Annotated in this window: 22 protein-coding genes; 13 read left to right on the forward strand and 9 right to left on the reverse strand. The window is 72.0% G+C overall.

Translation table 11 applies throughout. The annotated features are described in order from the left end of the window. Positions 1 to 2: 2 nt before the first annotated feature. Positions 3 to 1,010: a Bug family tripartite tricarboxylate transporter substrate binding protein gene (locus ACZ6S5_RS04305; protein WP_465997597.1), complete on the reverse strand. Its 1,008-nt coding sequence runs from the start codon at positions 1,008 to 1,010 to the stop codon at positions 3 to 5. Between the two features lie 99 nt (positions 1,011 to 1,109). Here ACZ6S5_RS04305 and ACZ6S5_RS04310 point away from each other — a divergent pair, with 99 nt between their 5' ends. Beyond that, entirely contained in the window at positions 1,110 to 2,747 is a 1,638-nt protein-coding gene (locus ACZ6S5_RS04310; protein WP_465997599.1) for a sensor histidine kinase, read from the forward strand. After that, positions 2,744 to 3,418, forward strand: a complete 675-nt coding sequence (locus ACZ6S5_RS04315; RefSeq protein ID WP_465997601.1) for a response regulator — start codon at positions 2,744 to 2,746, stop codon at positions 3,416 to 3,418. The genes ACZ6S5_RS04310 and ACZ6S5_RS04315 overlap by 4 nt, the downstream gene beginning before the upstream one ends. A gap of 85 nt (positions 3,419 to 3,503) precedes the next feature. Here the strand turns inward: ACZ6S5_RS04315 and ACZ6S5_RS04320 are convergent, their stop codons facing one another. The 3 genes from ACZ6S5_RS04320 to ACZ6S5_RS04330 all read right to left on the reverse strand — a co-directional run bounded on the left by ACZ6S5_RS04320 (position 3,504) and on the right by ACZ6S5_RS04330 (position 6,616). Next, positions 3,504 to 4,091 carry a hypothetical protein gene (locus ACZ6S5_RS04320; RefSeq protein ID WP_465997603.1) on the reverse strand — a complete coding sequence of 196 codons (588 nt, stop codon included), beginning with the start codon at positions 4,089 to 4,091 and terminating at the stop codon, positions 3,504 to 3,506. A 543-nt stretch (positions 4,092 to 4,634) separates the two neighbouring features. Then, entirely contained in the window at positions 4,635 to 5,318 is a 684-nt protein-coding gene (locus tag ACZ6S5_RS04325) for a response regulator (protein ID WP_465997605.1), read from the reverse strand. A 23-nt stretch (positions 5,319 to 5,341) separates the two neighbouring features. After that, entirely contained in the window at positions 5,342 to 6,616 is a 1,275-nt protein-coding gene (locus ACZ6S5_RS04330; protein ID WP_465997844.1) for a sensor histidine kinase, read from the reverse strand. 223 nt (positions 6,617 to 6,839) lie between these two features. Here ACZ6S5_RS04330 and phoU point away from each other — a divergent pair, with 223 nt between their 5' ends. Continuing rightward, a complete protein-coding gene (gene phoU / locus ACZ6S5_RS04335; protein ID WP_465997606.1) occupies positions 6,840 to 7,493 on the forward strand; it encodes a phosphate signaling complex protein PhoU in 654 nt (217 codons plus the stop codon). A 51-nt stretch (positions 7,494 to 7,544) separates the two neighbouring features. Here phoU and ACZ6S5_RS04340 read toward each other — a convergent pair whose 3' ends face one another. Then, a complete protein-coding gene (locus ACZ6S5_RS04340) occupies positions 7,545 to 8,312 on the reverse strand; it encodes a phosphoglyceromutase (protein WP_465997607.1) in 768 nt (255 codons plus the stop codon). 151 nt (positions 8,313 to 8,463) lie between these two features. Between ACZ6S5_RS04340 and ACZ6S5_RS04345 the strand changes: the two genes are divergently transcribed. After that, the gene (locus ACZ6S5_RS04345; protein WP_465997608.1) at positions 8,464 to 9,786 is read left to right on the forward strand and encodes an MDR family MFS transporter; all 1,323 of its coding nucleotides are present in this window, start codon (positions 8,464 to 8,466) and stop codon (positions 9,784 to 9,786) included. A gap of 316 nt (positions 9,787 to 10,102) precedes the next feature. Continuing rightward, positions 10,103 to 11,356 (forward strand): MFS transporter, encoded by a 1,254-nt coding sequence (locus ACZ6S5_RS04350; protein ID WP_465997609.1) that lies wholly within the window; start codon positions 10,103 to 10,105, stop codon positions 11,354 to 11,356. Between the two features lie 384 nt (positions 11,357 to 11,740). On the opposite strand, the gene ACZ6S5_RS04355 is transcribed toward ACZ6S5_RS04350, so the two are convergent. The 3 genes from ACZ6S5_RS04355 to mshA form a co-directional block, all read right to left on the reverse strand. Continuing rightward, positions 11,741 to 12,622: a hypothetical protein gene (locus tag ACZ6S5_RS04355; RefSeq protein ID WP_465997610.1), complete on the reverse strand. Its 882-nt coding sequence runs from the start codon at positions 12,620 to 12,622 to the stop codon at positions 11,741 to 11,743. 76 nt (positions 12,623 to 12,698) lie between these two features. Beyond that, positions 12,699 to 13,232, reverse strand: coding sequence for a type III secretion system chaperone family protein (locus ACZ6S5_RS04360; protein ID WP_465997612.1), 534 nt, complete (start codon positions 13,230 to 13,232; stop codon positions 12,699 to 12,701). 54 nt (positions 13,233 to 13,286) lie between these two features. Next, the gene (gene mshA, locus ACZ6S5_RS04365) at positions 13,287 to 14,651 is read right to left on the reverse strand and encodes a D-inositol-3-phosphate glycosyltransferase (RefSeq protein WP_465997614.1); all 1,365 of its coding nucleotides are present in this window, start codon (positions 14,649 to 14,651) and stop codon (positions 13,287 to 13,289) included. A 171-nt stretch (positions 14,652 to 14,822) separates the two neighbouring features. Between mshA and ACZ6S5_RS04370 the strand changes: the two genes are divergently transcribed. Further along, positions 14,823 to 15,587, forward strand: a complete 765-nt coding sequence (locus ACZ6S5_RS04370; RefSeq protein WP_465997615.1) for an SDR family NAD(P)-dependent oxidoreductase — start codon at positions 14,823 to 14,825, stop codon at positions 15,585 to 15,587. Continuing rightward, positions 15,587 to 16,375 carry a class I SAM-dependent methyltransferase gene (locus ACZ6S5_RS04375; protein ID WP_465997617.1) on the forward strand — a complete coding sequence of 263 codons (789 nt, stop codon included), beginning with the start codon at positions 15,587 to 15,589 and terminating at the stop codon, positions 16,373 to 16,375. Before ACZ6S5_RS04370 ends, ACZ6S5_RS04375 begins: the two co-directional genes overlap by 1 nt. A gap of 23 nt (positions 16,376 to 16,398) precedes the next feature. Here the strand turns inward: ACZ6S5_RS04375 and ACZ6S5_RS04380 are convergent, their stop codons facing one another. Next, on the reverse strand, positions 16,399 to 17,490 hold the full coding sequence (locus ACZ6S5_RS04380; RefSeq protein ID WP_465997619.1) for a UDP-N-acetylmuramate dehydrogenase: 1,092 nt from the start codon (positions 17,488 to 17,490) through the stop codon (positions 16,399 to 16,401). A gap of 70 nt (positions 17,491 to 17,560) precedes the next feature. Between ACZ6S5_RS04380 and ACZ6S5_RS04385 the strand changes: the two genes are divergently transcribed. From ACZ6S5_RS04385 to ACZ6S5_RS04410, 6 genes are all read left to right on the forward strand, one after another. Next, on the forward strand, positions 17,561 to 18,316 hold the full coding sequence (locus tag ACZ6S5_RS04385; protein ID WP_465997621.1) for a maleylpyruvate isomerase family mycothiol-dependent enzyme: 756 nt from the start codon (positions 17,561 to 17,563) through the stop codon (positions 18,314 to 18,316). A 210-nt stretch (positions 18,317 to 18,526) separates the two neighbouring features. After that, on the forward strand, positions 18,527 to 19,837 hold the full coding sequence (locus tag ACZ6S5_RS04390; protein ID WP_465997623.1) for an ABC transporter substrate-binding protein: 1,311 nt from the start codon (positions 18,527 to 18,529) through the stop codon (positions 19,835 to 19,837). A 72-nt stretch (positions 19,838 to 19,909) separates the two neighbouring features. Further along, the gene (locus tag ACZ6S5_RS04395; protein ID WP_465997625.1) at positions 19,910 to 20,899 is read left to right on the forward strand and encodes a carbohydrate ABC transporter permease; all 990 of its coding nucleotides are present in this window, start codon (positions 19,910 to 19,912) and stop codon (positions 20,897 to 20,899) included. After that, complete coding sequence (locus ACZ6S5_RS04400) at positions 20,896 to 21,729, forward strand: carbohydrate ABC transporter permease (RefSeq protein WP_465997627.1); 834 nt, start codon at positions 20,896 to 20,898, stop codon at positions 21,727 to 21,729. Before ACZ6S5_RS04395 ends, ACZ6S5_RS04400 begins: the two co-directional genes overlap by 4 nt. Then, positions 21,726 to 23,096 (forward strand): GH1 family beta-glucosidase, encoded by a 1,371-nt coding sequence (locus ACZ6S5_RS04405; RefSeq protein ID WP_465997629.1) that lies wholly within the window; start codon positions 21,726 to 21,728, stop codon positions 23,094 to 23,096. Before ACZ6S5_RS04400 ends, ACZ6S5_RS04405 begins: the two co-directional genes overlap by 4 nt. 19 nt (positions 23,097 to 23,115) lie before the next feature. Further along, positions 23,116 to 24,123, forward strand: coding sequence for a LacI family DNA-binding transcriptional regulator (locus tag ACZ6S5_RS04410; RefSeq protein ID WP_465997631.1), 1,008 nt, complete (start codon positions 23,116 to 23,118; stop codon positions 24,121 to 24,123). Positions 24,124 to 24,175 lie beyond the last annotated feature (52 nt).

Consider the following 24,175-nt stretch of genomic DNA (forward strand, 5'->3'; position numbering starts at 1 on the left):
GCTCATGCCAACCCGAGCTGCTTGAGCACGTCGGCCACGGCCTTGTCCTGCTCGGTCAGGAAGGTGCCGAACTCGTCGCCGGTGACGAACGCGTCGGTCCAGCCACGCTTCTTCAGCTCGGCCTTCCACTCCTCCGACTCGTGCATCTTGGTCAGCACGTCGATCCAGACCTTCTTGTCGGCGTCGCTGATGCCGGGCGGCGCGACGATGCCCCGCCAGTTGGTGAAGACCAGGTCGATGCCGGCGGACTTCAGGGTCGGCACGTCCTTGAGCGCCTCGATCGGCGCCTCGCTGGTCACCGCGAGGACCCGGATCTGGCCCGCCTCGACCTGGTCAAGGAACTCGCCGAACCCGCTGGCGCCGAAGGCGACCTTGCCGCCGAGCACGGCGGGCAGCAGCTCGCCGCCGCCGTCGTATGAGACGAAGTTGACCTGGCGGGGGTCGATGCCGACGGTCTTGGCGAGCTGCATGGGCAGCAGGTGGTCCGGGCCGCCGGGCGAGGAGCCGCCGCCGACCGCGATGCCCTTCGGGTTGGCCTTCCACGCCGCGACCAGGTCGTTGATGGTCTTGTACGGGGAGTCCTTCGGCACCACGATGGCGCCGGCCTCCTCGATCAGCTTGGCCAGCGGGGTGGTCTGGGTCAGCGTCGCCGACGACTTGGAGGTGTACGAGGCACCGACCACCCCCAGGCCCATCTGCATGGCGAGCTTGCCGTTGCCCTTCTCGTTCACGGTCCGCTGGAGGCCGACCGTGCCGCCCGCGCCGGGCAGGTTGAACACCTGCACGCCGGTGGCGATCTTGGCGTCCTCCATCACCTTCGCGGCGGTCCGGGCGGTGGTGTCGTATCCGCCGCCGGGGGTGTTCGGCACCATGATCCGCAGTCCGCTGACCGGCTTGCCGTCGTTGCTGGAGCCGCCCTCGTTCTTGTCGGCGGTGGCGCCGCAGGCAGCCAGGGCCAGCGCCGTGGCGGCGGCGACCCCCATGACCAGCACGTTTCTCCTAGTTGCCATCTTGTTTCTCTTCCGTTTCGAATGAGTCCAGCGGCAAGATGGTGACCTCCACGTGGGCAGCTTGTCTGCGTTGTGTCACCAGCGGAAGTTGAGGTCTTTGTGGTCGCGGTCACGTCCCGGCGCCGTACGCTCGCCGGGCAGCTGCTGATCCTCCAGCTCGCGATCATCGTCGTGGTGCTGGTGGCGGTGGCCGCCGTCTCGTTGGCGCAGTCGGCGGCGACCTTCAACCGGGTCGAGGGCCGCCGGGTCGCCACGCTGGGCGAACGGCTCGGCGGCAGCCCCCTGCTCCGCGACCAGCTCGACCAGCCCGCGCCCGGCGAGGCGATCGCCCCGCTGTTGCAGAACATCCTCACCTACGGCGTCACCTCGGTGACCGTCGCGAACGCCCGGGGGCGGGTGGTCGCCTCGACCAATCCGACGCTGGTGGGCAGCCAGGTGAGGCTCGGCGACCCCCAGGTGGCGGAGGGCCGGAGCTGGTTCGGCGAGCTGGAGGTCGACGGGTCGCGGGAGCTGGTGGCCCAGGTGCCGGTGCTCGGCGACGACCCGGACCGGAACCTCGGCCGGTACCTGGGCGTGGTGGTGGTCGGCGAGGAGTCGCCGACCTGGTCGCGGCGGCTGGTCGGGGCGTCCTCGTACCTGCTCACCTACCTGGGCATCGCCTGCGGGCTCGGGGTGATCGGGTCGTGGCTGCTGGCCCGCCGGATCAAGCGGCAGACGCTCGGCCTGGAGCCCCGGGAGATCGCCGGGCTGGCCGAGCACCGGGAGGCGCTGCTGCACGGCATCGCCGAGGGAGTGATCGCGCTGGACCCGCAGCACCGGGTCACCCTGGTCAACGCGGTCGGCCGGCGGCTGCTCGGCCTGCCCGAACACTGCCTCGGCCGCAGCCTCGCCGAGCTGCGCATCAGCGGCCGGCTGCGGGACGTGCTGGCCGGCGCGGACAGCGGCCCGGAGGCACGGGACCAGGTGGTGGTGCGGGGCGGCCGGGTACTGGTGATGAACCGGATGACGGTCCGCAAGGACGGTCGCCGGCTCGGCTCCGTCACCACCCTGCGGGACCGGACCGAGCTGGCCCGGCTGGAGCAGGAGATCGGCGGGTTCCGCAGCACCACGGAGCTGCTCCGGGCGCAGACGCACGAGTTCGCCAACCAGTTGCACACCATCTCCGGGCTGATCCAGATCGGCGAGCACGACGAGGTGGTCCGGTACGTCGACGCGCTCAGCCGGCACCGCGCCTCGCTGGACCTCACGGTCACCAGCCGGATCCACGACACGGCGGTGGCGGCCCTGGTGATGGCGAAGTCGGCGGTCGCCGCCGAGCGCCGGGTGGAGCTGCGCCTCTCCGAGCGGACCGGGCTGGACCGGCTGCCGGCGGAGCTGGCGGCCGACGTGGCCACCGTGCTCGGCAACCTGGTGGACAACGCGGTCGAGGCGGCGGCCGCTGACTCGTCCGACCGTCCCGCCTGGGTCGAGGTCGAGCTGCGCCAGGACGCCGCCTCGGTGGAGATCATCGTCCGCGACTCCGGCCCCGGGGTGGCGCCGGAGCTGGCCCAGGAGGTGTTCACCCACGGCTTCACCACCAAGGCGGCCCAGGGCGGCGAGCGGGGCATCGGACTGGCGCTCACCCGGCTGGTCTGCCACCGTCGCGGCGGCGAGGTCGCGGTGACGAACACCGACGAGGGCGCGATGTTCACCGCCCGGATGTCGGTGCCGTCGAGCGTGTGGCAGGAGGCGAGATGATCGACGTACTGGTCGTCGACGACGACTTCATGGTGGCCCGGATCCACCGGGGCTTCGTCGAGCGGATCGACGGCTTCCGGGTGGTCGGGACCGCCAGCACCGGCGAGCAGGCGGTGGCCGCGGTGGACCAGCTTCGCCCCGACCTGGTCCTGCTCGACCTCTACCTGCCCGACATGTTCGGCCTGGACGTGGTGACCCGGATCCGGGCCGCCCGGCACGACTGCGACGTGCTGGTGATCAGCGCCGCCCGGGAGGCCGAGGCGGTCCGCCGGGCGGTGCGCTACGGCGCGGTCAACTACCTGCTCAAGCCGTTCGGCTTCGACGAGCTGCGCACCCGGCTGGAGCAGTACGCCGCCCGCCGGGCCGCGCTGCGCGCCGCGGTCGTCGCCGACCAGGCGGACGTGGACCGGGTGCTCTCCCGCGGCGGCTCGGTGACCACCGCCACGGCCCTGCCCCGGGGGCTCAGCCCGGAAACCGCCGAGCTGGTCGAACGCGCCCTGCGCGAGCACGACGGCACGCTGTCGGCCAGCGAGTGCGCGGACCGGGTCGGCATCTCCCGGGTCAGCGCCCGCCGCTACCTGGAGCACTACGCCGGCACCGGCCGGGCCGAGGTGACCCTCAAGTACGGCGCCGCCGGCCGCCCCGAGCGCCGCTACGCCTGGGTGGCCTGACGCTGTCCCGGTCCGGGACGGCGTCAGATGCCGCTGGCCGGCACCCCGTGTCGGGGTGCCGGCCAGCGTGTTGTTCGGCTGTGGGTCAGCTGTTCCAGTGCTGGGCGACCAGGTCGGCGGCCTGCTGCTCCCACTGGGCGTAGGCGTCCGGGTAGGCCGACACCTGCACGGTCTGCGCGGCCTGGGTCAGCGGCATGTCCTGCCAGCCGTCGACCTGCTTGAGACCCTTCTCGAACGCGAGGGTGGCGTACTCGGGGTCGGTGATCTGCTCCGGCGTACCCCAACCACTGGAGGGGCGCTGCTGGAACAGGCCCAGCGAGTCGTGGTCGTTGGCGTCGCCGAGGTGACCCAGGTTCTCCAGCTTCGACTCCTGCAGGCTGGTGGCGATCGAGATGACCGCGGCCCGCTCCGGCAGACCCGCCTTCTTCGTCGCGGCGATGATCGCCTTGGCGTTACCGACCTGCTCGCCGTTCAGGGTGATCTTCGACTGGGCGCCCTGCACACCATGCGGAATCAGCTTGCCGGTGTCCGGCTTGTCCGCCTGCACGGCGGCGACGGGCTTGGTGTGGGTCACGGGAGCCTCGGCGTGGGCGGCGATCGGACCGGCGAACACACCACCGGTGAAGGCCAGACCAGCAACACCAAGAACGCTCTTACGAATGATCGTGTTCATGGGAAAGCTCCATTCGGGGGTTTGGCACACCACACGCCGATAGGGGGGTCGGCGGGTGCGCAAGCACCGTCAGGCGCTCAAACAAGGGGGAAAGTCTTCGAGGAGTTCATCCAGCGCGCGGGGCTTGGCCTCTTCGCGGCGCCGGGACCATGTGTAACGACCGGCGGCCCACCACCATTCCCGGGGGCCCGTCACCCCGTCGGGCGGGGCGGTCTTCCTCGGCCGTGCACCCGTGTTCAACGACCCCGGCCCGGCCACCATTCCGACCTGAGGATGCCGCCGGTCACACCCGAAACCGGACATCACGCCCACCCGAGGTGAGGCCGCGCAGGCGCCGACGCGGTCAGTGGAACCAGACATCGGGCCACATAACCCCTCGCCGCCCTGGGCCAGAACGGCTTGATTCACTCGGCCGGCGGCACAGAGCGGTGACCGGCAACCCGGACACCGCGACCTGCCGCAGCCCGAGTGGATCACCACCGGTCGGTCAGACCGCCCCGACGATCAGGCTGCCGTGAGGGGCGGGAGGAGGAGGAGAAGCCGTCACGGCTCGAACTTGTAGCCCAGGCCGCGGACGGTGACGATGTAGCGCGGCGCGGACGGCTCCGGCTCGACCTTCGAGCGCAGCCGCTTGACGTGGACGTCCAGTGTCTTGGTGTCGCCCACGTAGTCGGCGCCCCAGACCCGGTCGATGAGCTGCCCCCGGGTGAGCACCCGGCCGGCGTTGCGCAGCAACAGCTCCAGCAGCTCGAACTCCTTCAGCGGCAGCTGCACGGGCGCCCCGTCGACGGTCACCACGTGCCGCTCGATGTCCATCCGGACCGGGCCGGCGGCCAGCGTCGGCGCACCCGACTCGGCGGCCTCCGTGCTCTGCCGGCGCAGCACCGCCCGGATCCGGGCGACCAGCTCACGCGGCGAGTACGGCTTGGTCACGTAGTCGTCGGCCCCGATCTCCAGGCCGACCACCTTGTCGATCTCGCTGTCCCGCGCGGTGACCATGATGATCGGGACGTGCGACCGCTGCCGGAGCTGGCGGCAGACCTCGGTGCCCGACATCTCCGGCAACATCAGGTCGAGCAGCACGATGTCGGCACCGGTCCGGTCGAACTCGGTGAGGGCGGAGGGACCCGTCGCGGCGACGGAGACCTCGAAACCCTCCTTGCGGAGCATGTAGGACAGGGCGTCGGAGAACGATTCCTCGTCCTCGACCACCAGTACGCGGCTCAACGGGGTGTTTCCTTTCCTGTGGGTCAGACCTGCCGGAGCTCGGCCGGGCCGGCCTCGATCTCAGCGGAGTTGAGTGTCGCCTCCAGGTCGTCCGGGGGGCGGGCGGGCAGCCGGAGAGTGAACGTCGACCCCCCACCAAGAGTGCTCGACACATCCACCCGACCGCCATGGTTGCTGGCGATGTGCTTGACGATGGCCAGGCCCAGGCCGGTGCCGCCGGTGGCGCGGGAGCGGGCCCGGTCGGCCCGGTAGAACCGCTCGAAGATCCGCTCGACCTCGTTCGGGGCGATGCCGATGCCCTGGTCGGCCACGGCGATCTCGACGTGCTCGTCGGTCGCCCGGGCGGTCACCCGGACCGTGGTGTCCTCGCCCGAGTAGTTGATCGCGTTCTCCACCAGGTTGGCCAGCGCGGTGGCGATCTGGCTGTCGCTGCCGTACACGGTGAGGCCGCGCTGGCCGTCGACGGCGATCTCCACCCGGCGGGCGGCGGCCCCGGTCCGGGTCCGGTCCAGCACCTCGGCGATCACCCAGTCCACGGCGACCGGCTCGGGCGCGGGCTGCGGCTCGGCACCCTGGAGCCGGGTGAGTTCGAGCAACTCCTGGACCAGCCGGCCGAGCCGGGTCGACTCGTGCTGGATCCGTTCGGCGAACCGCCGGGCGGCAACCATGTCCTCGGAGAGTTCGGCCGCGCCGTCGCCGGGCTCGGTCGCGTCCACCAGCGCCTCGGCGAGGAGCTGGAGGGCCCCGATCGGGGTCTTCAGCTCGTGGCTGACGTTGGCCACGAAGTCCCGCCGGACCCGGGCCAGCCGGTGCGACTCGGTGACGTCGGCCGCCTCGATCGAGACGTAACCGGCGCCGAGCCCCATGGCGCGCAGGTGCACGCCGAGCGGATTGTCCCCCGCGCTGTCGCGGCCGCGCGGCAGGTCCAGCTCGATCTCGCGCCGCACGCCCGTGCGCCGGACCTGCCCGGCGAGGGTACGGATCAGCGGGTGCGCGGCGATCGAACCCGGCGTGGTTCCGGTGCGGAGCAGACCCATCGCCCGCGCGGCCGGGTTCACCAGCACCGGCACGTCGTCCGGGTCGAGCACCACCACGCCGGCGCGGAGCGAGTCGATCGTCTTCCGGCCGAGCGCGGAGAGCCCGCCCTGCTCGTCGTCGGGAATCGCGGGCCTCCCTGCACTCCGACGGAAGCTCTCGCTCCCCGACACCGGCCGGCGCCGCCAGGCCCGGACGGGTTCGGACAGCAGCAACCCGGCGACCAGCCCGGTCACCAGAGCCACGGCCACCACGGCCGCCACCGCCCATTCCACCTGGCGATCGTAGGGTCACTGTTCACCTGGCGATCGGGCAGAAGGGGACGAATCACTCTCACTTCCGGGAAAGTTCACTCCCGGGTCCCGCGTCGTTCACCGGCGTTCACCTTCGCGCCGGTTCCCCCGGCCTACGGTTGGTCGCGCACCTGCTCACGCCGTACGCGGCCCTCCCCGGCCGGGCGGCGACCACCGACCCCAGGAAGTGACGATGCGCGACGAGTTCCGGGCCGACCTGCAGATTGTCAGCCAGCTGCTGGTGGACATGGCGGAGGGGGTCCGCGCCGCCATGCGGCAGGCCACCAAGGGCCTGCTCACCGCCGACCGCGCGGCGTCGGAGACCGTGATCGCGCGGGACGCCGAAATCGACGACCTCTACCGGCACGTGGAGGAGCGGGTCTGCGACCTGCTGGCCCGACAGGCGCCGGTCGCCTCCGACCTGCGTGCCATGATCACTGCCCTGCACGTGGCGGCCGACCTGGAGCGGATGGGCGACCTGGCCGACCACGTGGCGAAGACCGCGCTGCGCCGGCACCCCTCGCCCGCGGTGCCGGCCGAGCTGCGGCCGGTATTCACCGACATGGCCGGGATCGCCGACCGGATGGCCGAGAAGATCGCCGGGGTGCTGGCCAAGCCCGACGCCGACCTCGCGGCCGAGCTCGACCGCGACGACGACGCCATGGACGACCTGCACAAGAGCCTCTTCGGCGTGCTGCTCGGCGACGACTGGCCGTACGGGGTGGAGACCGCGATCGACGCCACCCTGCTCGGCCGCTACTACGAGCGGTTCGCCGACCACGCGGTGAACGCCGGCGAGCACGTGGTCTACCTGATCACCGGCGAGGCCACGCCCTCGCCGAACTGACCCGGACAGCACGAAGGCCCCCGGTCACCCCGGGGGCCTTCGTCGTGCCGGTCAGCGGCCCTGGTTGGCGACCGCGGCGGCGGCCTCCTTGGCGGCCTCCGGGTCCAGGTACGTCCCGCCGAGGACCTGCGGGCGCAGGTCCGGGTCGAGGTCGTACCGCAGCGGGATGCCGGTGGGGATGTTCAGCTTGGCGATCGCCTCGTCGGAGATCTGGTCGAGGTGCTTGACCAGGGCGCGCAGCGAGTTGCCGTGCGCGGCCACCAGCACCGTCCGGCCGGCCAGGATGTCCGGCACGATCGAGTCGTACCAGTACGGCAGCATCCGGTCGACGACGTCCTTCAGGCACTCCGTACGCGGCATGAGCTCGGTCGGGAGCAGCGCGTACCGGGGGTCGCCGACCTGCGACCACTCGTCGTTGTCGTCGATCGGCGGCGGCGGCGTGTCGTAGGACCGGCGCCAGAGCATGAACTGCTCCTCGCCGTACTCGTCCAGGGTCTGCTTCTTGTTCTTGCCCTGGAGGGCGCCGTAGTGCCGCTCGTTGAGCCGCCACGACCGGCGCACCGCGATCCAGTGCCGGTCGGCGGCGTTCAGCGCCAGCTCGGCGGTGCGGATCGCGCGGCGCAGTACGCTGGTGTGCACCACGTCCGGCAGCAGGTTGTGCTCGCGGAGCAGCTCACCGCCGCGCCGCGCCTCGCTCTCGCCCTTGGCGGTCAGGTCGACGTCGACCCAGCCGGTGAAGAGGTTCTTGGCGTTCCAGTCGCTCTCGCCGTGCCGCAGCAGGACCAGCGTCCCGACGGTGGGCCCCTCGCTCGCAGTCATGCGGATCATCCTGCCGTACCGCGCGAACGGACACGCGGGGACCGGTCGTGACGACCACCACGTGGAAAAGCTGATGACCGGCGCTCGGAGCCGGCACTAGGTTGTAAGGCGCTGAAGAAACATCGGTCATTACCGAAACGGGGGCGTCGGGATGCGGACGGTACGGAGCTGGTTCCGGGACACGACGGGCGGCCTGCCGCGGGCGTTCTGGTACCTCTGGACCGGCACCCTGATCAACCGGCTCGGCTCGTTCGTGCTGGTCTTCCTCGCCATCTACCTGACCCGGGAGCGCGGCTTCTCGGCCTCGCAGGCCGGCCTGGTGATCGGGCTCTGGGGCGTCGGCGGCGCGGTCGGCACCACGGTCGGCGGCACCCTGACCGACCGGTGGGGACGCCGGCCCACCCTGCTCACCGCGCACCTCGGCGCGGCGACCATGATGCTCGGGCTCGGCCTCGCCCGGCCGCTCTGGGCGGTGGCCCTCGGCGCGCTGCTGCTGGGCACCTTCGCCGAGGCGGCCCGCCCGGCGTTCGGCGCCATGATGATCGACGTGGTGCCGGAGAAGGACCGGCTGCGCGCCTTCTCGCTGAACTACTGGGCGATCAACCTCGGCTTCGCCTGCGCCGCGGTCCTCGCCGGACTCGCCGCCCAGTCCGGCTACCTGCTGCTCTTCGTCGTCGACGCGGCCACCACGGTGGTCACCGCGCTGATCATCTTCAGCCGGGTGAAGGAGACCCGGTCGGCCGTCGCCGGCCCGACCGTCAAGCACGCCGCCCCCGCCGGCGCGCTGCGGACCATCCTCACCGACCGGGTCTTCCTGGGCTTCGTGACGCTCAACCTGTTCGCCGCGCTGGTCTTCCTCCAGCACATCTCGATGCTGCCGATCGCCATGGGCGACTCCGGCCTGAGCCCCGCCACGTACGGCTCGGTGATCGCGCTCAACGGGGTGCTGATCGTGGTCGGTCAGCTCTTCGTACCCCGGCTGATCAAAGGCCGGAGCCGGTCGCACGTCCTGGCCCTCGCGGCGGTGGTGACGGGCGTCGGCTTCGGGCTCACCGCGTTCGCCGGGACGGCCTGGTTCTACGGCCTCACCGTGCTCGTCTGGACGGTCGGCGAGATGCTCAACTCGCCCTCCAACTCCACCCTCATCGCCGAGCTCTCCCCCGCCGCACTGCGCGGTCGCTACCAGGGCGTCTTCTCGCTCTCCTGGCAGCTCGCCGGGGCGACCGCACCGATCATCGGCGGCCTGGTCCGGGAGCACGCCGGCAACACCACGCTCTGGTTCGGCTGCGCCCTGGTCGGCGGCGTGGTCGCGGTGGCCCACCTGGTCTCCGGCCCGGCCCGGGAGCGCCGGGCGGCGCAGCTGCGGACGCCGGCCACGCCCGTCCGGCCGGTCACGATGGTCCGCACCCCGGCCCCCGAGGTGGCCGAGGCCGCGGCGACGGCACCCGCCGAGCCGGTCCGCGTCACCTCCTGAGGTACGCCCCGGCCGTCGCCTCCGACCTCGGCCACGCCGTCGCACCCCGCCCACCAACGGCGCCCGCGCGTCGGTCGACCGGCCGGGCCCGCACCACCCGCGGGTGGTTGTTCTGCTCGCTACAAACCTGATGACGCAGACGGATCAGGCCGCGGCCGCACGATCCGTTCACGTCATCAAGTTTGTAGGAGCTCAGACAGGTCACCTTCGGCAGCGAGGACGGCGCGGAGGTGGGTGACCAGCGCCACGCTGGCGCGGGTCGGTCCGGCTGCCTACGGTCGACGGCGAAGCAGTTAACAAACCTTCTGGAGGACGGGTGCGCGGCCTGCGGCGCTGGTGGGACGACTCGGCCGGCGGACTACCCGCCACCTTCTGGTACCTCTGGTCCGGCCTGCTGGTCAACCGGGCCGGCGCCTTCGCGATGCTGTTCCTCTCGCTCTACCTGACCGCCGCGCGCGGGGCGTCGCCGGCCCTCGCCGGCGTGGTGGTCGGGGCGTACGGGGCGGGCGGGGCGGTGGGCACGCTGCTCGGCGGGGTGCTCGCGGACCGGTGGGGCCGACGGGCCACCCTGCTCGCCGCGCACCTCGGCGCGGCCGGGCTGATGGCGGCGCTGGCGTTCAGCCGGCAGCTGCTGGTGATCGCCGCGCTCGCCGCGCTGGTCGGGGTGGTGCACTCGATGCCCAGCCCCGCCTTCGTCGCGGCCATCGTGGACGTGGTGCCGGAGGACCGCCGCGCCCGCGCGTTCAACCTCCAGTTCTGGGCGTTCAACCTGGGCATGGCGGTGGCGTCGCTGCTGGCGGGCGTGCTCGCCGAGGCGAGCTTCCTCGCGCTCTTCCTGGTGGACGCCGGCACGACCCTGGCGGCGGCGATGGTGATCGCGCTGAAGGTCCCCGAGACGCTCGACCGGCGCATCCGGGTCCCCGTCACGGCGGATCGCCGGCCGGGGCTGCACACCGCGCTCACCGACCGCGTCTTCCTCGTCTTCGTGGGGCTGACCTTCCTGCTGGCCGTGCTCACCATGCAGACCTCGACGATCATGCCGCTGGCGATGCGCGACGACGGCCTGCGCCCCTCCGCGTACGGCGTGGTGGTGGCGCTGGGCGGCGCGCTGATCGTGGTCGGGCAGCTCTTCGTGCCCCGGCTGATCGCGCCGTACCGGAAGGCGACCGTGCTGTCGGTCTCGACCGGGCTGATGGCGCTCGGCTTCGGCGCCCTGGCCGTCGCCGACGGGCTGCCGCTCTACCTGGGCGCGGCGGTGGTGTGGACGGTCGGGCAGATGCTCGCCGCGCCGCCGAACGCGCAGATCAACGCGGACCTCGCCCCGCCGGAGCTGCGGGCCCGCTACCAGTCGGTCTTCTATCTGACCTTCCCGGCGGCGTCCTTCGTCGCGCCGGCGCTCGGCGGCCTCAGCCTGGAGCACCTGGGCGAGCGGCACTGGCTGGTGGTGGGCGGGCTGGGCCTGGTCGCGGCGGCGGGACACCTGCTGGCCGGGCCGTCCCGGGAACGTCGGGTCGCCGCACTCCGGTCCGCGCTGGCGGGCCGCGAGAAGGCGCTGGCCGGGGAGCGCTGAACGACGGAGCGCTGAACGGCGTCGAGCGCCCACCCTGACCCCCGTCAGGATGGGCGCTCGCACCGTACACCCGGCGGCGGCGGGCGACACTCACCCCCGTAAGCGTCGCCCGCACGCGCCGCCGGTTCCACGGGTGGCACCGTCCCCCAACGGTGTGCTCCACCCGATCCCTCGCGCCTCGCCTGCGCGGATCTGTTCGATCCGCCGCTCCCCCGAACGATTACAAGCGCGGCGCGGTGCAATAAAGTTAGTTCGCCCGGATCTCTGGATTCAACTCAGATCGCTGTCTCGCCCGTCACAGCACCCGTGTCGGAAATCCGGCTCTTCCTGCTCCGGGCTCTGGGATGGCCAACAGCGGATCCCCGTCAGCCATTCCCGTAAACCTCACGCGTCCTCTCGATTCGGGTTCTCGGTACGGAAGAAGTTGCTCTGCCGACCGTCCCGCATCTGCTCCTGGTAGATCAGGTTCAGCCCGCGCTGGTCGAAGGTCCGGAACCAGTCGTCCCAGCTGACCTCGCGGATCCGGCTGCTCTCCCGGTACCCGGGGATGTTGAACGTGAGCACCCCGGGGCGGCCTTCCCGCTCGGTGCCGGCGATGGTGGCCGGCTTCGCGTTGCGGGCCCGCGCCCACCGCTGGATCACCTCGTGATTCGCCGTCACCAGGCTCCGACCCGGACGCTCCGGACGGTCGCTCAGGGAGGTGATCTGCTGGGACGAACTCACCGAACGGGACGCCGACCGGCCGCTGCGGACCCCGATCGCCTTCGCCGCCGTACCCCGGGATGGGGCGGCCCGGGCGGGCGCGGCCTTGCGGGCGGGCGCGGCCTTGCGGGCGGGCGCGGCCTTGCGGGCCCCCGTCGCCTTGGCCCGGGCGCCGGTGGCCTTCGCGGCCGGCGCCGCCTTGGCCCGCGACGCCGGCGCCTTCTTCGCGGCGGCCGTCTTCCGCGCGGCGGTGGTCTTCTTGGCGGCGGTGGTCTTCTTCGTCGCCGCCGCCCGGCCGGCGGGGCCGGTGCTCTTCCGCGCCGCGCCGCCCCCGGCCCGGCCCTCCGACCGCAGGGTCCGGGCGAGCGTCTTCACCAACTCCGGCTTGCGAAGCGCGGAGATCCCGGAGACGCCACGCCGGCGCAACTGGCCCCGGATGTCGTCGACCTTCATCCGCGAGATCGCGGACTCGGAGATTCCCGGCGTGTTCGGAGTCTGGTTGCCGGCTTGCCGCTTGGTCCTGGTCGCAGTCGTGCCGCGACCTGAGCTGATGCGCTGAGCCATGGGACACGCTCCTCGACAGTCCGTCCTCGGCCCGCGGTGGGTCCCAAGTGCCGCACCGCGCGGTGCGGCATACCCGTCAGGACGGCTCCGAACCTCCGACCCCGGAGGTCGCGCCCGCCGAGGGCTCGAAGAGGTGCGCGAAGGCGGCCAGGTTGGCGGTCGACTCGCCCCGCTTGACCCGCCACTCCCACTCCCGCCGGATGGCGGTGCCGAAACCGATCTCCAGCATGCTGTCGAAGGACTCGTCGGCGTAGGTGAGCACGGCGCCGAACAACCGGTCCAGCTCGTCCTCGTCCAGGCCGGCCAGGTTGACCCGGCCGGTCAGGTAGACGTCGCCGACCGCGTCGATGGAGAAGGACACCCCGTACATGCGGGCGTTGCGCTGGAGCAGCCAGGCCCACAGCTCCTCGCGGCGCTCGTCGGGCTGGCGCATCACGAACGCCTCGATCCGCAGCGCGTGCTCGCCGACGATCAGGTTGCAGATCGTCTTGAGCTTGTGGGTGCCCGGCAGGGTGACCACGTACGACGCCTCGCCGGTGGACTCCCACTCCAGCTCGCGCTCGGCGCAGACGGACTCGATCAGCGCGGCGACCTCACTCCTGCGGCTCATCGGACCCACTCTACGGTCGGTTCCCGACCGACGCCGCGCGGCGAGCAGCCCCGGTCACCAGGAGCAGGACAGGGCCGGATCACCGGCGAGCCGGCCGGCCAGCCGGGCCCGCTGCTCGGCGATCGCCTCGCCGTAGACGGTGAGCAGGCCGGAGACCGTGCGCTGCCAGGAGAAGTCGCGGGCGTGCCGCTCCGCGCCCCGGCCCAGCGCCGTCCGGCGCAGCCGGTCCGGCAGCAGGCGGGCCAGCGTACGGGCCCAGTCGACCGGATCGTGGCCGTCGATGAGCACCCCGCTGACCCCGTCCCGGACGGCGGTCACCAGCCCACCCACGGCCGCCGCCAGCACCGGCGTGCCGCAGGCCTGGGCCTCCAGCGCGACCAGCCCGAACGACTCGTTGTACGAGGGCACCGCGACCAGGTCGGCGGCGCGGTAGAGGGCGGGCAGGTCGTCGCCGGTCTGCGGCGGCAGGAAGCGCACCCGGTCGGCGACGCCGAGGGAGTTGGCCAGCTCGATCAGGGCGGTCGGCCGGTCCAGGCCGCTGCCGCTGGGGCCGCCGCAGATCACCACGGTCAGCTCGGCGGCGAGCGCGGGATCCCGCTCGCGCAGCGCGGCGGCCGCCCGGATCAGCACGTCGGGGGCCTTGAGCGGCTGGATCCGACCGACGAAGGCCACCACGTACCCGGTGCTCGGCAGCCCGAGGCGGCGGCGGGCGGCGAGCGTGGCGGCGTCCCGGTCGCCCATGGCCGGGCGGAACCGGTCCAGGTCCACGCCGGGCTCCACCACGGCCACCCGGGCCGGGTCGGCGTCGTACCGGTCGATCAGGTCGCGGGCCTCGACCTGCGTGTTCGCGACCAGCCTGTCGGCCTCGGCGACCACCTGCTCCTCGCCGATGACGCGGGCCTTCGGCTCGGGCCGGTCGCCGGTCGCGAGCTGGGCGTTCTTGACCTTCGCCAGGGTGTGCGCGGTGTGCACCAGCGGCACCCCCCAGCGCTCCTTGGCCAGCCAGCCGACCTGGCCGGAGAGCCAGTAGTGCGAGTGGATCAGGTCGTAGTGGCCCGGCGGGCGGGCCGCCTCGGCGCGCAGCACGCCGGCGGTGAAGGCGCAGAGCTGCCCGGGCAGTTCTTCCTTGGTCAGCCCTTCGAGCGGGCCGGAGGTGATGTGCCGGACGTGCACGCCCGGGGCCATCTCGACCACCGGCGGCAGGTCGCCGGAGGTGGCGCGGGTGAAGATCTCCACCTCGACGTCGGCCCCGGCGAGCCGGCGGGCGACCTCCAGGATGTAGACGTTCATGCCACCGGCGTCGCCCGTGCCGGGCTGGTGCAGCGGCGAGGTGTGGACGGAGAGGGTCGCGATCCGCCGGGGCCGCGGCCACGGCAGGGCACCTCGCTGACGACCGACACCGGTGTGCAACTCCGCCACGTCCGCTCCCTCTGTCACGGTTGATGCCGTCCCGCACGACCGGCGCTTCTCGGTCAACCTCCGCGCCGGATGTCATCTTCCCCATCGGGCTTCGGAAATTCGTCGCGGCCGGTCCCCGGCGTGACGGACCTCATCAACGCACTCGTGCGAGGTCCGGGAGAGAATGACCGGATGACCTCTGTCGCGATCGTCACCGGGGCGTCCAGCGGGATCGGCGCGGCCACCGCCCGCCGGCTGGCCGCCGAGGGTTTCCACGTGCTCGCCGCCGCGCGGCGTAGCGACCGGCTGACCGACCTGGTCGCCGGGATCGAGGCGGCCGGCGGCGCGGCCACCGCGGTGGAGTGCGACGTCACCTCCGACGAGTCGGTCGCCGGCCTGGCCGCCGCGGCCGCCGCCGCGCCCGGCCCGGTCACGCTGCTGGTCAACAACGCCGGCGGGGCCCGCGGCCTGGAGCCGGTGGAGTCCGGCTCGGTGGGCGACTGGCAGTGGATGTACGAGGTGAACGTGCTCGGCACGGTCCGGGTCACCCAGGCGCTGCTGCCCGCGCTGGAGGCGTCCGGCGCCGGCACCATCGTGATCATCAGTTCCACCGCCGGCCACGTCGTCTACGAGGGCGGCGGGGGCTACAGCGCGGCCAAGCACGCGCAGACCGCGGTCGCCGGCACGCTCCGCCTGGAGCTGTGCGGCCGTCCGGTCCGGGTGATCGAGATCGACCCCGGCATGGTCAAGACCGAGGAGTTCGGCCTGGTCCGGTTCGGTGGCGATGCCGACAAGGCCGCCGCCGTCTACGCCGGGGTGGCCGAGCCACTGGTCGCCGAGGACATCGCCGACTGCGTCGCCTGGTGCGCCACCCGGCCGCAGCACGTGAACATCGACCAGCTGGTGGTCCGCCCGCTGGCCCAGGCCGCCCAGCACAAGGTGCACCGGGTGAGCTGATGAAACCGCTGGGCGTCGTCACCCGGGGGACGACGAATCCCAACCGGCTCCGGCGGGTGGACAACTGGATCGTCGAGGCCTGCGGCGACGCGCTGCGCGCCGCCGCCGACCCGCTGGTGGTCGACCTGGGCTACGGCGCCACCCCGATCACCGCCGTCGAGCTGCGGGCGCGGCTCGCGGCCGGGGTCCGCGCCGACGTCCGGGTGGTCGGGCTGGAGATCGATCCGGTACGCGTGGCCGCCGCCCAGCCCGCCGCGGACCCGCCCGGGCTGGCCTTCGCCCGCGGCGGCTTCGAGCTGGCCGGCCTCCGGCCCGCGCTGGTCCGGGCGTTCAACGTGCTGCGCCAGTACGACGAGAGCGAGGTGGCCGACGCCTGGCGTGCGGTCACCGGGCGGCTGGCCCCGGGCGGGCTGCTGGTCGAGGGGACCTGCGACGAGCTGGGCCGGCTCGGCAGCTGGGTGCTGCTGGACGCCACCGGCCCGCGCACGCTGACCCTGGCGGCAAAGGTGACCACCCTGGAGAGCCCGGCACAGCTCGCCGAGCGGCTGCCCAAGGCGCTGATCCACCGCAACGTTCCCGGCGAGCCGATCCATGACCTGATCAGCGCCTTGGAGGACGCGTGGCAGGCCGCCGCCGGCTACGCCCCCTTCGGCCCCCGCGACCGCTGGATCCGCATGGTGGCCGCGGTCAAGCAGGGCGGCTGGCCCGTCCTGGACCGCCCCCGCCGCTGGCGCCACGGCGAACTGACCCTCCCCTGGCCCACCATCGCCCCCACCCCGACAAGTTGATCAACTTGGCTGACTCGCGGGGGTCAGATGGTGCAGTTGATGAGGACGGGTTCGGGGTGGAGGGTGACGCCGAAGCGGTCGTGGACGCCGTCGCGGATCTCCCGCGCCAGGGCGACCAGGGCGGCCGTGGGCGCGGTGCCGCTGCGGTTGGTGAGGGCGAGGGTGTGCTTGCTGGAGATGGCCACCCCGTCCGGGCCCGCGTACCCCTTGCCGAAGCCGGCCTTGTCGATCAGCCAGGCGGCGCTCACCTTGACCACGTCGCCGGCACCCGGCCAGGACGGCGGCTCGCCGAGGTCGGCGGCGCGCTCCCGGAGCAGCTCGTACGCCTCCAGCTCCAGCACCGGGTTGGTGAAGAACGAGCCCACGGACCAGGTGTCCGGGTCGTCCGCGTCGAGCACCATGCCCTTGCCGGCGCGCAGCCGCAGCACGGTGGCCCGGGCGTCGGCCAGCGGCACCCGGTCGCCCACCTCGGCGCCGAGCGCGCGGGCCAGCTCGGCGTAACGGACCGGGCCGGAGACCGGGGAGCGGATGAGCCGGAAGTCGACCGTGAGCACCACCCAGCGGTCGCTGTACTTGAAGATGCTGCCCCGGTACGCGAACCCGCAGTCCACCGCGTCGATCCGCAGCACCTTGCCGTGGGTGCGGTCGTACGCCTCGACGCCGATGATCGTCTCCGCGACCTCCTGGCCGTACGCGCCGACGTTCTGGATCGGGGTGGCGCCGGCCGAGCCGGGGATGCCGGAGAGGCACTCCAGCCCGGACCAGCCGCGCTCCACGGTGGCGGCGACCAGGTCGTCCCAGGGCTCGCCGGCCTCGACCCGGACGGTGACCGTGTCGGCGTCCTCGGCGACCACCCGGAACCCCCGGGACCGGATCAGCACGACCGTGCCCGGAAACCCCTGGTCGCCGATCACCACGTTGCTGCCGCCGGCGAGGACGAGGACCGGCTCGTCCCGCGACTCCGCCTCTTGCACCTTTTGTACGATTTCGTCGGCGCTGGTGGCGGTCTCCAGCCGGCCGGCGGCACCGCCGAGCCGGAGCGTGGTGTAACGCGCCAGGGTGGCCGGGTCGGTCGGGTCGGCTCCGGTCGCCGGTTCGGCGTAGACGTCTGACACGCCTTTCACCCTAGGCTGAGGGGTAGCCGCGGCACCCACTGGTGGCCCGGTCACCCCCGGGAGGATTGCGATGAGCAGACTGCACGGCACGAAGGACTTCTGGATCGGCGCGCTGCGTACGGAGGGCCCCGCCTTCGCCGCCGCGGTCGCGGAGGCGCCCCCGGAGACACCGGTGCTCTCCTGCCCCGGCTGGACGGTCATCGACCTCGCTCACCACCTCACCCGGGTCTACGTCTGGGCCCGTACGGTCGTGACCGCCGGGACGGCCACCCGGCCGGAGCGGCACGATCCGGAGCCGCCGGCCGGGTTGACCCCCGCCCAGTGGTACCGGCAGGAGTACGACCAGCTCATGGCGCTCTTCGAGGGGCTCGACGTGGAGGCCCCGGCGTGGAACTTCGCGCCGCAGCCGAAGAAGGCCGGGTTCTGGCCGCGCCGGATGGCGCACGAGACGGCGGTCCACCGCTGGGACGCCCAGCTCGCCATCGGCGCCGGGGAACCGATCGAGGCGAAGCTCGCGGCCGACGGGGTGAGCGAGGTGCTGGACACCTGGCTGCCGGCCGGCCGGCGGATCGGGTCCGGCCAGTGGCACGGGGTGGTGCAGTTGACCGCGACCGACGCGGCCCAGGACTGGTACCTGCGGCTGCGCGGCGAGGGGGTGGCCCTGCTGGACACCGCGACGATCCTGGACCACGACGAGCACCACGCCCGGGCCCAGGTCACCGGCACCGCCAGCGACCTGCTGCTGGCCCTGATGGGCCGGATCAGCTTCGACGCCCTCGGGGTGGCCGGCGACCGCCGGCTGCTGACCGGGCTGCGGGTGGGCTGACCCCGCCCGGGCCGCACCGGGGCCCTGCCACGTGACGCGGAGAGCGACCTTCCCCCGCGACGGAAGGTCGCTCTCCGCGTTTTGGTAACGGTCTGAGAGCGCTCTCTTGACAGGAGCACGAGCCAGCCACCACCCTTTCGTGAGAGCGCTCTCTGAGTACCGGAACCACCCTCCACCACCCGTACACGACCTAGAGGGGTCAGATAAGAGATGGGTACCTTCACGCGCCGCCGCCTGGCGGCGGTGGCCCTGGTCGCCACCACCGCGCTGCTCGGCGCCACCGCCTGCGGTGGCGCGGACGACAAGGCCGCCGCCGACGGGCCGGTCACGCTCACCGTCGACGTCTTCGGCCAGTTCGGCTACGAGGACCTGTACAAGGAGTACATGGCCAGCCACCCCAACGTGCGGATCGTCGAGCGGGGCACCGGCAGCAACCTGGACGAGTACTCGCCGAAGCTCACCCAGTGGCTGGCCGCCGGCAAGGGCGCGGGCGACGTCGTAGCCATCGAGGAGGGCCTGCTCGTCGAGTACAAGGCCAACCCGCAGAACTTCGTCAACCTGCTCGACCACGGCGCTGGCGACCTCAAGGGCAACTTCCTCGACTGGAAGTGGAACCAGGGCCTCACCGCCGACGGCAAGCAGCTGATCGGACTCGGCACCGACGTCGGCGGCATGGCCATGTGCTACCGCAAGGACCTGTTCGCCAAGGCCGGCCTGCCCACCGACCGCGAGGCGGTGTCCAAGCTCTGGCCGACCTGGCAGGACTACATCAAGGTCGGCGAGCAGTTCAAGGCGAAGAACACCGGTGCCGCCTTCCTCGACGCCGCCACCAACACCTTCAACACCATCCTGCTCCAGACCGCCGGCAACACCACCGGCTACAGCTACTACGACACCAGCAACAACCTGGTCGTCGACAGCAACCCGGCGGTGAAGCAGGCGTACGACACCACCATGGACATCATCGACTCCGGCCTCTCCGGCAAGTACGGCTCCTGGTCGGAGGAGTGGGTCTCCGCGTTCAAGCAGTCGAAGTTCGCCACCATCGCCTGCCCGGCCTGGATGACCGGCGTCATCGAGGGCAACGCCGGCCCGGGCGCCAAGGGCAAGTGGGACATCGCCCAGGTCCCCGGCAACGGCGGCAACTGGGGCGGCTCCTTCCTTGCCGTGCCGAAGCAGAGCAAGCACCAGGCCGAGGCGATCGAGCTGGCGAAGTTTCTGACCAGCGCCAAGGGCCAGATCGGCGCCTTCAAGGCCAAGGGCCCGCTGCCCTCGTCGCCGCAGGCCCTCGACGACCCGGCGATCGTCGACTCGAAGAACGCCTACTTCTCGGACGCCCCGGTCGGCAAGATCTTCGCCACCGGCGCCAAGAGCCTGAAGCCGGTCTACATGGGCCCGAAGAACCAGGCCGTCCGCACCGAGGTGGAGAACGCGGTCCGCACCGTGGAGCTGGGCAAGCGCAGCCCGGAGCAGGGCTGGACCGACGCGGTCGAGAACGCCAAGAAGGCCGCTGCCAAGTAACCCGAGCCAGTGCGTGCGGGCGGGACCCCGGCAACGGGGTACCGCCCGCACGGCGGAAAGGAGTCACGGGCCATGGCAGTCCAGCTCGACGCCCGCCCGCCGGTCAGGCCGGCGCACCGCATCGTCCGTCCCGGCCGGGGCGCCCGGCTCAGCCGGTTCGACACGAAGTACTCGCCCTACCTGTACATCGCCCCGTTCTTCCTGCTCTTCGGGGTGTTTGGGATCTACCCGCTGGCGTACACGTTCTGGGTCTCGCTGCACGACTGGGACCTGCTCGGCGCCGAGCACCCGTACGTCGGGTTCGACAACTACAGCCAGCTCCTGGCCGACCCGGACTTCTGGCACTCGGTGGTGAACACCCTCGGCATCTTCGTCATCTCCACGGGCCCGCAGCTGCTGCTCGCCCTCTGGCTGGCCAACCTGCTCAACCGCCAGCTCCGGGCCCGGACCACCTGGCGGATGGCGGTGCTCATCCCGAACGTGACCTCCACCGCCGCGGTGGCGATCGTCTTCGCCGTCCTCTTCGGCCGCGAGTTCGGCATGATCAACTGGCTGCTCGACCACGTCGGCATCGACGCGATCGACTGGAAGGCCAACCGGATCGCCTCCTGGGTGGCCATCTCGACCATGGTCGACTGGCGGTGGACCGGCTACAACACGCTGATCTTCCTGGCCGCCATGCAGGCCATCCCGCGCGACCTCTACGAGTCCGCCTCGATCGACGGTGCGAGCCGATCGAGACAGTTCTGGTCGATCACGGTGCCGCTGCTGAAGCCGACGATCATCTTCGCGGTCATCATCTCCACCATCGGCGGCCTCCAGCTCTTCACCGAGCCCCGGCTCTTCAACTCCGGCACCAACGCGATCCGCGGCGGTCCGCTGCGCGAGTCGCAGACGGTGACCATGTACATGTTCGAGAACGCGTTCGCGCCGCACTACAACTTCGGCTACGGCTCGGCGATCGCCTGGCTGCTGTTCGCGCTGATCGCGGTGGTCGCGGCCATCAACGTCCTGCTCCTCCGCCGGCTCGGCGGCGGCGCCCGCAAGGAGGACTCCCGATGACCCGCCTCTGGTCGGCCGGCCGGCTCACCTACGTGGCGCTGACCATCACGGCCTTCCTGTCGATCTTCCCGATCTACTGGATGTTCGTGGTGGCCAGCCGGACCAGCGACGCCATGGGCCAGGTCCCGCCCCCGGTCACGCCGGGCGGCAACCTCGGCGCCAACATCGCCCGGCTCTTCGAGAACACCGACGCGTACTTCCTCACCGGCCTGATCAACTCGGCGATCGTGGCCGGCACGGTCACCGTCTCCGTGGTCTTCTTCTCCACGCTGGCCGGGTTCGCCTTCGCCAAGCTGCGCTTCCGCGGACGCAACGCGCTGCTGCTGGTCATCGTCGCCACCATGATGGTGCCCACCCAGCTCGGCGTCATCCCGCTGTACATGCTGATGACCAGGCTGAACTGGAACGACCGGCTGCCCGCGGTGATCGTGCCGGCGCTGGTCACCGGCTTCGGCGTGTTCATGATGCGCCAGTACGCCGGCCAGGCGGTCAGCACCGAGCTGATCGAGGCCGCCCGGATGGACGGCTGCAACACCACGCGGATCTACTGGAACGTGGTGCTGCCGGCGCTGCGCCCGGCCGCCGCGGTGCTCGGCCTGCTCACCTTCATGACCACCTGGAACGACTTCCTCTGGCCGTACGCGGTGCTGAACGATCCGGAGAACCCGACCGTGCAGCTGTCGCTGCGGGCCCTGTCCGACGGCTACTACCAGGACATGTCGCAGGTGTTCACCGGCACGGCCATCGCCACCCTTCCCCTGCTGCTGGTGTTCATCGTGTTCGGCCGCCAGATCATCGGCGGCATCATGGAAGGTGCGGTCAAGGCGTGAACGAACTGCGATTCCCCGAGGGCTTCGTCTGGGGCGCGGCCACCGCCGCGTACCAGATCGAGGGCGCGGTCCACGAGGACGGTCGCGGTCCGTCCATCTGGGACACCTTCAGCCGTACGCCCGGAAAGGTGTTCCAGGGACACACCGGTGACGTCGCCTGCGACCACTACCACCGGTACGTCGACGACGTGGCGATGATGGCGGACCTGGGCCTGGCGGCGTACCGCTTCTCGGTGGCCTGGCCACGGATCCGGCCCGACGGCACCGGTCCGGTCAACCCGCGCGGACTGGACTTCTACGACCGCCTGGTCGACACCCTGCTGGGCCGGGGTATCGACCCGATCGTCACGCTCTACCACTGGGACCTGCCGCAGGCACTGGAGGACCGGGGCGGCTGGACCGTCCGGGAGACCGCCGAGCACTTCGCCGACTACGCGGTCGCCGTCCACCGGCGGCTCGGGGACCGGGTGCGCACCTGGACCACGCTCAACGAGCCGTGGTGCTCGGCGTACCTCGGCTACGGCAACGGGGTACACGCCCCGGGCGGGCAGGACGCGGGGGCCGCGTTCCGGGCCGTACACCATCTGCTGCTCGGCCACGGCCTGGCCACCCGGGCGCTGCGCGCGGCCGGCGCGGAGGTTCTGGGGATCACCCTCAACCTGGCCGACGTGCAGCCGGCGGACGCGGACAGCGCGGCGGACGCCGCCGCGGTGCGGCTGGTCGACGGGCTGCACAACCGGATCTTCCTCGACCCACTGACCGGGGCCGGCTACCCGGACGACGTGCTGGCGCATGTGAGCCGGCTGGTCGATCCGGACTTCGTCCGGGACGGCGACGAGAAGGTGATCGCCGCGCCGATCGACCTGCTCGGGATCAACTACTACTCGCCCACCTACGTGGCCGGGCGGGCGGGCGGCGCGGGCGGCAGCGCGTACCCGGGCAGCGCGGGCAGCGTCGAGTTCCTGCCACCGGTCGGGCCGCTGACCGACATGGGCTGGATGATCGAGCCGGCCGGCCTCACCCGGCTGCTGGAGCGGATGGCCGCCGACTACCCGGGGCTGCCGATGATCATCACGGAGAACGGCGCGGCGTTCCCGGACCGGGACGGGTCCGCGGGGACCGGTTGGGTGGCCGACACCGAGCGGGTCGCCTACCTCGACGGGCACCTGCGCGCGGTGCACGAGGCCATCTCCCGTGGGGTCGACCTGCGGGGCTATCTCGTATGGTCATTGCTGGACAACTTCGAATGGGCCGAGGGCTACCGGAAGCGGTTCGGGATCGTCCACGTCGACTACCTGACCCAGCGGCGCACACCGAAGGAAAGTGCCCGCTGGTACCAGGAGGTGATCTCCCGGAACGGGCTGTGACGAGGTGGTGGTAACGGGGATGACGACGGCACAACGGCCGACCCTGGAGGCGGTGGCCAAGCGGGCAGGCGTGTCCCGGGCCACGGTCTCCCGGGTGGTCAACGGTTCCACCACCGTCGCGGAGTCGATCCAGCAGGCGGTCCGCCGGGCGGTCGAGGAGCTCGGGTACGTCCCGAACCTCGCCGCCCGCAGTCTGGTCACCCAGCGCACCGACTCGGTCGCGCTGGTCATGCCCGAGGCGGCCACCCGGGTCTTCTCCGACGACCAGGTCTTCCCGGGAATCATCCGCGGGGCGGCCCAGGAGTTGGAGGCGGCGGACAAGCAGCTCGTGCTGATGCTGGCCGGCTCGCCGGCCGGGCACGAACGGGTCGAGCGGTACACCACCGGCCGGCACGTGGACGGGGTGCTCTTCGCCTCGCTGCACGGCGAGGACCCGCTCCCCGGCAGGCTGGCCCGGATGGGCATCCCGGTGGTGTGCAGCGGTCGCCCGCTGGACGGCGCCGAGGTGCCGTACGTCGACGTCGACCACGTCGGCGGGGTCACCCGGGCGGTCCGGTACCTCATCGAGAGCGGTCGGCGGCGGATCGCCACCATCGCCGGCCCGCAGGACATGGTGGCCGGCATCGAGCGGCTGGAGGGCTACCGGGACACGGTCACCGAAGCGGGCCTGCCGGTGCTGGTCGCGTACGGCGACTTCACCCGGGAGTCCGGCACCGCGGCGATGCGGCAACTGCTGGCCGACCACCCGGACCTGGACGCGGTCTTCGCCGCCTCCGACCTGATGGCGCACGCCGCACTGCGCACCCTGCGGGAGGCGCGCCGGCGGGTGCCGCAGGACGTCGCGGTGATCGGCTTCGACGACATCGAGACGGCGGCCTACACCGAGCCGCCGCTGACCACCATCCGGCAACCGATAGTGGAGCTGGGCCGGGCGATGACCCGCCAACTGCTCCGGATCGCCGCAGGCGAGCAGGTCGAGCAGGCGCTCATGCTGCCGACCGAGCTGGTCGTCCGCGAATCGGCGTAGGCACCCGAGAGCCGGGGCCGGGAGTGTGACACCCCCGGCCCCGGCCGTTCCG

The sequence above is a fragment of the Micromonospora sp. NPDC051924 genome (assembly GCF_055586005.1).

Coding starts and splice junctions, on each gene's coding strand:
- ACZ6S5_RS04305 (WP_465997597.1), bottom strand. CDS start 1,010: ATGGCAACTAGGAGAAACGTGCTGGTCATGGGGGTCGCCGCCGCCACG.
- ACZ6S5_RS04315 (WP_465997601.1), top strand. CDS start 2,744: ATGATCGACGTACTGGTCGTCGACGACGACTTCATGGTGGCCCGGATC.
- ACZ6S5_RS04320 (WP_465997603.1), bottom strand. CDS start 4,091: ATGAACACGATCATTCGTAAGAGCGTTCTTGGTGTTGCTGGTCTGGCC.
- phoU (WP_465997606.1), top strand. CDS start 6,840: ATGCGCGACGAGTTCCGGGCCGACCTGCAGATTGTCAGCCAGCTGCTG.
- ACZ6S5_RS04340 (WP_465997607.1), bottom strand. CDS start 8,312: ATGACTGCGAGCGAGGGGCCCACCGTCGGGACGCTGGTCCTGCTGCGG.
- ACZ6S5_RS04345 (WP_465997608.1), top strand. CDS start 8,464: ATGCGGACGGTACGGAGCTGGTTCCGGGACACGACGGGCGGCCTGCCG.
- ACZ6S5_RS04355 (WP_465997610.1), bottom strand. CDS start 12,622: ATGGCTCAGCGCATCAGCTCAGGTCGCGGCACGACTGCGACCAGGACC.
- ACZ6S5_RS04360 (WP_465997612.1), bottom strand. CDS start 13,232: ATGAGCCGCAGGAGTGAGGTCGCCGCGCTGATCGAGTCCGTCTGCGCC.
- ACZ6S5_RS04370 (WP_465997615.1), top strand. CDS start 14,823: ATGACCTCTGTCGCGATCGTCACCGGGGCGTCCAGCGGGATCGGCGCG.
- ACZ6S5_RS04375 (WP_465997617.1), top strand. CDS start 15,587: ATGAAACCGCTGGGCGTCGTCACCCGGGGGACGACGAATCCCAACCGG.
- ACZ6S5_RS04385 (WP_465997621.1), top strand. CDS start 17,561: ATGAGCAGACTGCACGGCACGAAGGACTTCTGGATCGGCGCGCTGCGT.
- ACZ6S5_RS04390 (WP_465997623.1), top strand. CDS start 18,527: ATGGGTACCTTCACGCGCCGCCGCCTGGCGGCGGTGGCCCTGGTCGCC.
- ACZ6S5_RS04395 (WP_465997625.1), top strand. CDS start 19,910: ATGGCAGTCCAGCTCGACGCCCGCCCGCCGGTCAGGCCGGCGCACCGC.
- ACZ6S5_RS04400 (WP_465997627.1), top strand. CDS start 20,896: ATGACCCGCCTCTGGTCGGCCGGCCGGCTCACCTACGTGGCGCTGACC.
- ACZ6S5_RS04410 (WP_465997631.1), top strand. CDS start 23,116: ATGACGACGGCACAACGGCCGACCCTGGAGGCGGTGGCCAAGCGGGCA.